Origin of the sequence: Pantoea sp. ACRSB, from assembly GCF_022346905.1 — a bacterium.
In the GTDB taxonomy this organism is placed as follows: domain Bacteria; phylum Pseudomonadota; class Gammaproteobacteria; order Enterobacterales; family Enterobacteriaceae; genus Pantoea; species Pantoea piersonii.
Genome location: NZ_JAKRNL010000005.1, coordinates 193,308 through 204,005 on the forward strand (window position 1 = coordinate 193,308; position 10,698 = coordinate 204,005).

The window sequence follows — 10,698 nt, forward strand, 5'->3', positions numbered from 1 at the left end:
CCTGGCTCCAGGGTCATGCTCAGCCCAGACGCTTCTCGATAGCATCCATCAACATACCGGTGATGGAGATCGGGAACGCGGCTTCGATTTCACGCACGCAGGTCGGGCTGGTGACGTTCACTTCAGTGAGTTTATCACCAATGATATCCAGGCCGACAAAAATCAGTCCTTTTGCTTTCAGCGTCGGGCCGACGCGGCGGGCAATTTCCCAGTCGCTTTCGCTCAGCGGACGCGCTTCGCCACGACCGCCTGCCGCCAGGTTGCCGCGCGTTTCGCCGCCCTGCGGGATACGCGCCAGGCAGTAAGGCACCGGCTCGCCGTCTACCACCAGCACGCGTTTGTCCCCTTCTTTGATGGCTGGCAGATAGTTCTGCGCCATACAGAAGAACTGGCCGTGGTTGGTCAGCGTCTCGGTGATCACGCCGAAGTTCGGGTCATCCTGCTTAACGCGGAAAATCGACGCGCCACCCATGCCGTCCAGCGGCTTCATAATGATGTCGCCATGCTCCTGCCAGAAGGCGCGCAGTTTCTCTTTGCTGCGCGTCACCAGCGTATCCGGCGTAAATTCTGAGAACCAGGCGGTATAGAGCTTCTCGTTACAGTCGCGCAGGCTCTGCGGCTTGTTGACGATCAGCGTGCCTTGCTCTTCGGCGCGCTCCAGAATATAGGTCGCGTAGATAAACTCGGTGTCGAACGGCGGATCCTTACGCATCAGGATCACGTTGAGATCGGCCAGTTTGATCTCCTGCTCGCTGCCGAACTCATACCACTTATCATAGTTCTGTTCGACGCTCAGCAGGCGAGTGCGGGCATAAGAAACGCCGCCGCGCAGAGAGAGATCGGCCATCTCCATGTAGTGAATTTCGTAACCGCGGCGCTGTGCTTCCAGCAACATGGCGAAGCTGGTGTCTTTTTTAATGTTAATGGACGAGATCGGGTCCATAACGATGCCAAGTTTAATCATTATTCTCTCCTCAGAGAGGCGGTTTTTCCGCCCCGTTCTGTGCGGTCAGCGCAGGCTGACCAGTCAGGACGCCAGTAAGTGCTGTGCGCGTCTTAATATAAACCCTGATTATTCCCTAGCCGAGATCGCCAAACCTCACCTGGAGTGCCGTAATTGCGGTGAGTGCGGTCGTTTCCGTACGCAAAACGCGCGGGCCGAGCAAAATATCGGTAAAACCGTACTCGCCGGTCATGGCGATCTCCTCGGCGCTCAGGCCGCCTTCCGGGCCAATCAGCAGGCGTACCCGCTCAACCGGCTGCGGCAGCGTATTGATGCTGTGCTGCGCGCGCGGATGCAGGTTCAGCTTCAGGCCGTCGTCGGCTTCTGCGCACCAGGCCTCCAGCGTCATCGCCGGACGGATTTCCGGCACGCGATTGCGGCCGCACTGTTCGCAGGCGGCGATAGCGATCTTTTGCCACTGCTGGAGTTTTTTCGCCAGCCGTTCGGCATCAAGCCTGACGCCGCAGCGTTCGGAAAAGAGAGGCGTAATAACGCTCACACCCAGCTCAATCGATTTCTGGATAGTGAACTCCATCTTTTCGCCGCGCGACATCACCTGGCCGAGGTGCAGAAACAGGGGCGATTCACGATCGTCGGGCTGGCCTTCAAGGACACTTACTTTTACACGCTTTTTGTCTACAAGAGTGATCTCTGCCGCAAAAGTCAGATTAGTGCCATCAAAGAGCTCCAGACGCTGGCCGGTGGTCATGCGCAGAACGCGGCCAACGTGATTTGAAGCGTCTTCGTCCAGCGTGATTTCACTGCCGCTGGTTAAAGGTTCGGAATGATAAATGCGAGGTATGCGCATACAGGCCCTGAAAGCTAAGCGCCGCGCACCCGGCGCGGCGGAATCGAGAAGACGTTAGTGTAGGGCACTGTTTTTAACGCTGGCAAGCCTGCAGCACATAAGGATTGTGATTGCCCTGTACGCGCGCGATGCGCTGGTCGCGTTCGCACTCCCAGCGAGAGACCGGATAGAGTTTGTCCCAGACGGTGAAAAGCTGGGTCTGCTGGCGCGACAGGCGCAGATGATACTGGTCGCGCATATAGAAGTAGGTGCGCGCAATGGCGCCGCGAGCGCGAGCAGGCGGCTCGGCCTGTTTGTTTTTGAAGTCTATCTTCATGGCGCACTGACCGTACTGGCCTTCGCCGCCGTTCCACTGGCTGTAGGGGAAATTGCCGCGATCGCCGTTCACCTCGCCGACAGCGGGCTGCAGGTTATGCAGGTCGCTTTCAATACGGCGATAGTCGGCGTCTTTGCTGCAGCTTTTACGGCCGCCGTTCTGCCAGCACTGGCGCTGGTGGCCGAATTCCCAGGCGGGCATCACATGCTCCCACTCGATGCGACCGGCGCGGTTGGCGTTTTTTCGCACCTGATAGCCGCAGCTGTTGAGATCGGGCACGCCCTTTTTACCCTGCCAGTTAATCTTACAGCCGCAGTAAAAGGAGCCGGGCGCATCGGCGTTAATCGCCGCAGCGAAGGTTTTCGCCTGCTGAAAGTTATTCTGATGATAATCGTTCAGCGAGATTGCCTGGGCGGCGAAAGGGGAGAGCAGCAGCGCGATGGCGGCGATAAGTTTGCGAGACATTTTTCAGAGCCTACTCGGTCGGTAAAAAAGGGCGGCAGGGTAGCAGAACGGCGCGGCGAGCGGAATGAGAATTCCGCTCAGGCTGGCGAATAGTCGCCGGGTTTGAGCAGGCTTTTGCAGCGCACGCAGCGATACTCGCTTTCACCGCGCAGCACGCGGTTGTGGCGCCGGACGGTAAGGTGATGCTGCTGGCAGCCGCAGCGGTAGGGGAAAGTAGCGGCGCGCACCGAGGCGATCTCAAACTGATGGGTGCGGCGGGCGGGCACGCCAAGCACCTCCTGCATCATCCACTTCCACTCTTTGCCGTGTGGCGGCACGCGGCCAAAAACTTTCCATACCAGCAGGTGCGCCAGTTCGTGCGGCACCACCTCTTCGATAAACGCCTGCTGATTTTCTATCAGCAGCACCGGATTCAGGCGAATCTCCCACTTTTCCAGCCAGGCGGTGCCTGCCGCCGTACCGCGCTGCTGGTAGACCAGCGCCGGTTCAGCAAAAGGACGTTCCAGCCTGTCGCTGGCAAGCTGTAAAAAATGACGCAGCGAGCGCATTACTGCCTGCTGCAGGGCGATAGGAAGTCGGGGCGTTTTCATGCAGAAAAGGATAAGCGGCGGCGAAAGGGAACTCAATCAAATAAAAAAGGCGGGCCGCAAGGCCCGCCTTTAAATGCTTATATGCGGCGCGGGTATGGTGGCCCGCTAACCGCCAAAGATTAGTTGTTTGAACCGATATCGCGCAGTTTCTTGCCTGACATCAGGTTGCGTTCGATATGCTCCAGCGAGACGTTTTTGGTCTCTGGGATCAGCATAACCGTCAGCAGAATGAAGAAGACGTTCAGCAGGCCATAGACCCAGAAGGTCGGCGCGTTGCCCAGCGTATTCAGCATGGTGAGGAAGGTCGCGCCGACAATCATGTTGGCGATCCAGTTAGTTGCTGTAGAGACGGTAATACCGAAGTCGCGGCCTTTCAGCGGCTGGATTTCCGAACACAGCACCCAAATCAGCGGGCCGGCGCTCATGGCGAAGCCGACGATAAACATCAGCAGCATGGCGATAGCGAAGTACTGCGCGCCCTGTGAGTGGATGCCCATATGCAGCATCGTGCCCAGTACGCCCATACCCGCTGCCATCACCAGGAAGCCCAGGATCAGCGTCGGCTTACGGCCCCAGCGATCCACCAGACCAATGGCGATAAAGGTCGCGAGCACGTTGACCAGACCAACGATCACGGTGCCCCACATCTGCTCGGTGGTATTGGAGAAGCCAGCAATCTCAAAAATCTTCGGCGCGTAGTACATGATGACGTTCATACCGGTGAACTGCTGCATGACCTGCAACAGCACGCCGAGGAACACCGCGCGACGGAAATTGCTGTTGCTCTGGAACAGCTGCCAGCCGGACTGCTTGATCTTCAGGCTCTCGCGGATCTCTTCCAGCTCGCGTTTCGCCTGCTCGCTGGTGTCGCGCAGGCGATCCAGCACGCGCTGGGCGTCGCGGAAATCGCCTTTAGCCGCCAGCCAGCGCGGGCTGTTAGGCAGGAAGAAGACGCCTACCAGCAGCAGCACCGCCGGGATAGTGATGATGCCCAGCATCCAGCGCCAGTCGCCGGACGCGCTGAAGGCCGTGTCGGAGAGGTAAGCGCCGAGAATACCGATGGTGATCATCAGCTGATAGAGCGAAATCATACTGCCGCGGATTTTTTCCGGGGCGATTTCAGAGAGATAAAGCGGAGCGGTATAGGAGGCGACGCCGACGGCCAGGCCCAGCACCACACGCGCAACGATCAGCATTTCCGGGTTTGGCGCCATGGCGGACCAGAGCGAACCGATAACAAACAGAATAGCGCCCGCCATCAGGCTCTTTTTACGACCGAGACGTGACGACATCCAGCCGGAGCCAACAGCGCCGACGGCCGCGCCGAACATCATGGAGCTGACGATCCACTCCTGCTGGTGTGCGGTAACGTTAAAGTCTTTGGCGATAAACGGCAGCGCGCCCGCAATAACGCCGATATCCAGTCCAAATAACAGGCCTGCAAGGGCCGCAAGAAAGCAGACAAACAAGGTCATCGCCTTGTTTGAGGTTCTGCTTTTGTGAGTATTGCCAGGCATTTTGCCTCCGAGTTTATCCATCATTGTTGTTATCAATGTTAAAAAACCTTTTTCGGGGAAAAAGTGAGGGCGATCACGCTAATGTAATCGCTTACACACGCTGAAACCCTGAAATTCAGCATATTCAGCCCGAAAAGGTTAAGTAACCAGTAAGGTATAGCATCTGTTAAGTTTCTGACATGGCGTCAATAATCGGCTATCAGAGGACGCTGAAAATAACGCATTTTCAGCCGAATAACCACGGCGGCTAAATCCTAAATAGCAGATAAATAAAGCGTTTCAATTTGTAATCGGTAACACGCTTGCTGTTGACGGGTGTCAGAAGTGTAGTTGAGAAAAGAAAAGTTGCTGGACGGTGGGAGAAGGGAGAAGAAAAGGGGCTTAAAAAACAAGGCTCTCCCCGGTAGAGCAGGAGAGCCTGACGAGAAAAACCTTACAGGCCTGCGGCTTCGCGCAGCTGAGCGGCTTTGTCGGTTTTTTCCCACGGGAAATGTTCGCGGCCGAAGTGACCGTAAGCGGCAGTCTCTTTATAGATTGGCTGCAGCAGATCCAGCATCTGGATCAGACCATAAGGACGCAGGTCGAAGAACTCGCGCACCAGCAGGGTCAGCTGTTCGGTCGAGATCTTCTCGGTGCCGAAGGTTTCCACCATGATGGAGGTCGGTTCCGCGACGCCGATAGCGTAGGAGACCTGAATCTCGCAGCGGTCGGCCAGGCCAGCGGCAACGATGTTTTTCGCGACATAGCGCGCCGCGTAGGCTGCGGAACGGTCAACTTTTGACGGATCCTTACCTGAGAAAGCGCCGCCGCCGTGACGCGCCATACCGCCGTAGGTATCGACGATGATTTTACGTCCGGTCAGGCCGCAGTCGCCCATCGGGCCGCCGATAACGAAGCGTCCGGTCGGGTTGATATGATATTTAGTGTTGGCGTTGATCCACTCGCTCGGCAATACCGGCTTGATGATCTCTTCCATTACCGCTTCGCGCAGGGTGGCCTGATCGATATCTTCCGCGTGCTGGGTTGAGAGCACCACCGCGTCGATGCCGACGATTTTGCCGCCGTCATACTGGAAAGTGATCTGGCTTTTCGCATCCGGACGCAGCCACGGCAGCGCGCCGTTTTTACGCACTTCAGACTGACGCTGTACCAGACGGTGCGCATAGGTTACCGGCGCTGGCATCAGCACGTCGGTTTCGTTGGTGGCGTAGCCGAACATCAGACCCTGGTCGCCCGCGCCCTGTTCCAGCGGATCGGTGCGGTCAACGCCCTGATTAATATCAGGCGACTGCTTGCCGATGGCGCTCAGTACGGCACAGGAGTTGGCGTCAAAGCCCATATCGGAATGAACATAACCGATTTCACGTACGGTATTACGGGTGATCTCTTCGATATCGACCCATGCGCTGGTGGTGATTTCACCGCCAACCAGCACCATACCGGTTTTTACGTAGGTTTCGCAGGCCACGCGCGCTTTGGGATCCTGTTCGAGGATAGCGTCCAGTACGGCGTCAGAAATCTGGTCAGCGATTTTATCAGGATGTCCTTCTGATACGGACTCGGACGTAAAAAGGTGTTTAGCCATTCTGTTCTTTACCTTACAAATGGTTTGAATTCGACTGCATAGCGTAAGTGAGTTGAACTTACTTGACGCCCCTTCAGGCAAAGCCGCGAGCAGTTTAAGAAGTGTCAGTATGTCAGATGTAAAACGCCTGGATGTTAACCAGTTTAGATGGAAAACCATCTGGACGGCTATTTTAGGTTAAGGCGTGAACGAAATGCCAGCCCTTTTTCTGTTTCCGCATTTTTCGAAAACCCGCCGCCTGGCAAAAAAACGTGACGCGAAACGGCGCCAAACCAGCGAAACGCTTTGCATTTTTAGCCGTCAGGCGGTATAAAACGCCGCTGCTGCCCTGGCGCATCCATCGGGACGCCGCCGCCGCGCGTAGCCACTGTCAGAGCTTCTCTGACGTTCACCCAGTTTGTTTCCACATGCGAAAACATGTGTGGAGGTGACAGAAGTAATGAACCACGCTTTCCTCTCTTGCGGTTCTCTGCGCTCTACCGGCGCGCTGGCGTTCTCCTTTCCTGCCTTTTCTCTGATTTGCCGACGTATCTCCTGTTGCGGTCATTCGCCCGACATGCGCGCCGGTTAATCTGTACGTCCTTATTGACTCTTACCGGCCAGCGCGCGTTGGTGAACGTCGTAACGCATTCGCGGTCCATTTACACGTAACGGGCCTGGGTGTTTTACACTTAGTTTTATGCTTTTTTGATCCTGACTTCGCCGTCAGGCAGACGGGGCAAAGCGTTTTATGCGGCAACTCATTAACAGACAGAGCGTGACGAAAGCGCGTAACTGTTTCACATTCCAACAGAAATTAGAGGTTCGTGATGTCTGACGACATGAAGACTATCAAGGGTTCGTCAGCTGGCGAACAGGGTGTGCTCCGCTCGATGCAGGAGGTTGCAATGAACGACCAGGATGCCAGCAAAATGCTGCGTACCTATAACGTTGCCTGGTGGGGCAATAACTACTACGACGTCAACGAACTCGGCCACGTCAGCGTCTGTCCAAATCCGGATGAGCCGACGCTGCGCGTCGATCTGGCTAATCTGGTGAAAGAGCGCGAGGCCCAGGGCCAGCGTCTGCCCGCGCTGTTCTGCTTTCCGCAGATTCTACAGCATCGCCTGCGCTCCATTAACGCGGCGTTCAAGCGCGCGCGCGAATCCTACGGCTACCGCGGTGACTACTTCCTGGTCTATCCCATTAAGGTCAACCAGCATAAGCGCGTAATCGAATCGCTGGTTAACTCCGGCGAACCGCTGGGTCTTGAAGCGGGATCGAAAGCGGAGCTGATGGCGGTGCTGGCGCACGCCGGTAAAACCCGTACGGTTATCGTCTGTAATGGCTACAAAGACCGCGAATATATCCGTCTGGCGCTGATTGGCGAAAAACTTGGCCACAAAGTCTATCTGGTGATTGAGAAGATGACCGAAGTGCGCCTGGTGCTGGAAGAGGCCGAGCGTCTGAACGTGGTGCCGCGCCTGGGCATCCGCGCGCGCCTGGCGTCGCAGGGCTCCGGCAAGTGGCAGTCGAGCGGCGGCGAAAAATCGAAGTTCGGCCTGGCGGCGTCGCAGGTGCTGCAGCTGGTAGAGATTATGCGCAACGCGGGCCGTCTCGACAGCCTGCAGCTGCTGCACTTCCACCTGGGCTCGCAGATGGCTAACATTCGCGACATCGCCACCGGCGTGCGCGAATCGGCGCGTTTCTACGTTGAGCTGGCTAAGCTCGGCGTCAATATAAAATGCTTCGACGTCGGCGGCGGTCTGGGCGTCGATTATGAAGGCACGCGTTCGCAGTCTGACTGCTCGGTTAACTACGGTCTGAACGAATACGCCAACAACGTAATCTGGGCAATTGGCGATGCCTGCGAGGAGCATGGCCTGGAGCACCCAACGGTGATCACCGAGTCGGGTCGCGCCGTGACCGCGCACCATACCGTACTGGTCTCCAACATTATCGGCGTCGAGCGTAACGAGTTCATTACGCCGCAGGCACCGCAGGAAGATGCGCCGCGCCCGATCCTCAGCATGTGGGAAACCTGGCAGGAGATGCACGAACCAAACGTGCGTCGTTCGCTGCGCGAGTGGCTGCACGACAGCCAGATGGATCTCCACGATATTCATACCGGCTACGCCTCCGGTACTTACGATCTGTCGCAGCGCGCCTGGGCGGAACAGCTTTACCTCAGCATCTGCCACTATATTCAGCAGCATCTCGATCCAAGCAACCGCGCGCACCGTCCGATTATCGACGAGCTGCAGGAGCGCATGGCGGACAAGATGTACGTTAACTTCTCGCTGTTCCAGTCGATGCCGGATGCCTGGGGTATCGATCAGCTGTTCCCGGTGCTGCCGCTGGAAGGGCTGCATAAAAAGCCGGAGCGCCGCGCGGTGCTGCTGGATATCACCTGTGACTCCGACGGCACTATCGACCACTACGTTGATGGCGACGGTATCGCCACCACGATGCCGATGCCAGAGTACGATCCTGAGAACCCGCCGATGCTCGGCTTCTTTATGGTGGGCGCTTATCAGGAGATCCTCGGCAATATGCACAACCTGTTCGGCGACACCGAGGCGGTTAACGTCTATGCGCGTGCGGATGGCGAAGTGGAAGTGGAATTGTCGGATGAGGGCGACACCGTAGCGGATATGCTGGAGTATGTGCAGCTTAATCCAGACGAGCTGATGACGCTGTTCCGCAATCAGGTTAAAGAGACCGATATTGACGACGAGCTGCGCGCGCAGTTCCTCGAAGAGTTTGAGAGTGGTCTGTACGGCTATACCTATCTCGAAGATGAATAAATAGCTTCACGCTGGGCCTCGTCAGAGGCTCAGTTTTTCTCTCTCCCGCCTGCTTTTTCCACCTTTTACTGCTTTTGTGATCTTCGTCACCGTTTAGTGCTGCATTAATTTTCTGAAAACCCACTCATTTTGTAGGCCATTTCTGCGCCGCTTAATTTTTCTGAAAAAACGAGGCGTTACCAGCCGCGTCGTTTGAGTCTGGCTTGATTGTTAAATTAACGTCGAGTATGACGCCCTTATTTACCCTTTATACATTATAAAAATTAAAGGTTATAACTAAAGCGCAATTTAAAAACGTGGCTCGGTTTAAGATTTTACTGGAATCTATTGGAGCGTTATCTTCCAGTAAAATTTATCAGCTAAAGTGATGTTTATGGGTAATGCCATAAATTATTTTATATTAAAATCAATAGAGTAAATAATAGTGAATTCGTCAAGTTCGAGTCAACAATTAATTTTAAGCATGCTTTATGATTCTTATATCTTAAAACAACGCTTTAAAATTCATTATTGATTGGTTTTGGCTATCGAAAATTTCTTCTGGTTTGGCTTAAATCTATTTTTCAAAATGTAAGTTGTACGTTAGCATCTGGTTAAGGTGTTAAGATTCTTCTGGGTTTTCTTAACGGTCGCATAAGTTTTCCTGACATTTCCGTTGCTGTTTTCAGGTGGCTGACTTATCGGGTGGATCAGGTAGCAGCAGAATGGGTCGCCAACTAAATCTTCGTCAGCATTACGTCTTTCTGCTCGAGCCGATTCATGCCCTTTCCGGGGAAGTGATGGCGTGGGAGCTGTTGACGCGCTCCATGCAGGGTAACGAGAGTGCCGGTCAGGCAGATGCCGACAGCGGTCACCACCTGTTTGACTGCCTGCTTGAGGCGGAAAAATGGCAGCTGTTTCTGCTACAGCTCGAACGGATCGACGCGCTCTATCAATCGGGCTTCTCGCATATTCTCAGCCTTAATATCGACAGCGATATTATTCGCGGCATTCTGAATAACCACGCGGTTCAGCAAAAACTCGACCAGCTGCCTCTGTTACGCCTCGAAATTTCCGCCTTTTTCACTGCGCGTTATCACGCCGCCGATCGCCTGCTGCTGCAAAAACTGGCGGGTATTACCCCGGCGTTATTATGGCTTGATGATTTTGGCGCAGGCAGTTCGACCTTATCTATGCTGAGCAGCGGCATATTTGAATATGTAAAAACCAGCCGAAGTTTCTTCTGGAAATATGGCACAGGCTACGCCTTCGATACGTTGCTCAATCACGTCAACGATTTCTGCAAGGGCGTCATCATTCAGGGCGTTGATACGCAGCAGCAGCTGGCGCTGACGGCGAACAAACAGGCGGTGGGTTTACAAGGTCGCTGCTGGAATTCGGTCTATCTGGATGATTTTATTGATGAACCAGTAAAAAGACCGCTGTCCAGAACGCTAAAAAAACAACAGGCCGCAACAATAAACTACCGAAACTTTTTGTGATATGCCGCCTGCTCTCGTTATTACGGAAGCGGGCAAACCCATTGCGGTTATTAAAACAAATAAAAGTGATTCCCTCACCAGGATAAAGACTCAACACGGCTCAGAGCGATTTCGTCAAAAGGATGGGGTCGACAAAGAGGGGAGTGA

At 54.9% G+C, this 10,698-nt stretch carries 8 protein-coding genes; 2 read left to right on the forward strand and 6 right to left on the reverse strand.

The window, feature by feature from the left end:
* Nucleotides 1-19: 19 nt before the first annotated feature.
* The 6 genes from gshB to metK all read right to left on the reverse strand — a co-directional run bounded on the left by gshB (nt 20) and on the right by metK (nt 6,284).
* Complete coding sequence (gene gshB / locus MHZ89_RS16180) at nt 20-964, reverse strand: glutathione synthase (protein ID WP_120454573.1); 945 nt, start codon at nt 962-964, stop codon at nt 20-22.
* Between the two features lie 115 nt (nt 965-1,079).
* Nucleotides 1,080-1,811, reverse strand: a complete 732-nt coding sequence (gene rsmE, locus MHZ89_RS16185; protein WP_311783868.1) for a 16S rRNA (uracil(1498)-N(3))-methyltransferase — start codon at nt 1,809-1,811, stop codon at nt 1,080-1,082.
* Nucleotides 1,812-1,884: 73 nt separating this feature from the next.
* Nucleotides 1,885-2,592 (reverse strand): deoxyribonuclease I, encoded by a 708-nt coding sequence (gene endA / locus MHZ89_RS16190; protein WP_311783869.1) that lies wholly within the window; start codon nt 2,590-2,592, stop codon nt 1,885-1,887.
* 77 nt (nt 2,593-2,669) lie between these two features.
* Nucleotides 2,670-3,182 carry a SprT family zinc-dependent metalloprotease gene (locus MHZ89_RS16195; RefSeq protein ID WP_311783870.1) on the reverse strand — a complete coding sequence of 171 codons (513 nt, stop codon included), beginning with the start codon at nt 3,180-3,182 and terminating at the stop codon, nt 2,670-2,672.
* 119 nt (nt 3,183-3,301) lie between these two features.
* Nucleotides 3,302-4,699 (reverse strand): sugar porter family MFS transporter, encoded by a 1,398-nt coding sequence (locus tag MHZ89_RS16200; protein ID WP_311783963.1) that lies wholly within the window; start codon nt 4,697-4,699, stop codon nt 3,302-3,304.
* Between the two features lie 433 nt (nt 4,700-5,132).
* Nucleotides 5,133-6,284 (reverse strand): methionine adenosyltransferase, encoded by a 1,152-nt coding sequence (gene metK / locus MHZ89_RS16205; RefSeq protein ID WP_311783871.1) that lies wholly within the window; start codon nt 6,282-6,284, stop codon nt 5,133-5,135.
* An 809-nt stretch (nt 6,285-7,093) separates the two neighbouring features.
* On the opposite strand from metK, the gene speA reads away from it, so the two are divergent.
* On the forward strand, nt 7,094-9,070 hold the full coding sequence (speA, locus tag MHZ89_RS16210) for a biosynthetic arginine decarboxylase (protein WP_311783872.1): 1,977 nt from the start codon (nt 7,094-7,096) through the stop codon (nt 9,068-9,070).
* Between the two features lie 704 nt (nt 9,071-9,774).
* Nucleotides 9,775-10,551, forward strand: a complete 777-nt coding sequence (locus MHZ89_RS16215) for an EAL domain-containing protein (protein WP_311783873.1) — start codon at nt 9,775-9,777, stop codon at nt 10,549-10,551.
* Nucleotides 10,552-10,698: the final 147 nt, after the last annotated feature.

Coding starts and splice junctions, on each gene's coding strand:
- gshB (WP_120454573.1), bottom strand. CDS start 964: ATGATTAAACTTGGCATCGTTATGGACCCGATCTCGTCCATTAACATT.
- rsmE (WP_311783868.1), bottom strand. CDS start 1,811: ATGCGCATACCTCGCATTTATCATTCCGAACCTTTAACCAGCGGCAGT.
- endA (WP_311783869.1), bottom strand. CDS start 2,592: ATGTCTCGCAAACTTATCGCCGCCATCGCGCTGCTGCTCTCCCCTTTC.
- MHZ89_RS16195 (WP_311783870.1), bottom strand. CDS start 3,182: ATGAAAACGCCCCGACTTCCTATCGCCCTGCAGCAGGCAGTAATGCGC.
- MHZ89_RS16200 (WP_311783963.1), bottom strand. CDS start 4,699: ATGCCTGGCAATACTCACAAAAGCAGAACCTCAAACAAGGCGATGACC.
- metK (WP_311783871.1), bottom strand. CDS start 6,284: ATGGCTAAACACCTTTTTACGTCCGAGTCCGTATCAGAAGGACATCCT.
- speA (WP_311783872.1), top strand. CDS start 7,094: ATGTCTGACGACATGAAGACTATCAAGGGTTCGTCAGCTGGCGAACAG.
- MHZ89_RS16215 (WP_311783873.1), top strand. CDS start 9,775: ATGGGTCGCCAACTAAATCTTCGTCAGCATTACGTCTTTCTGCTCGAG.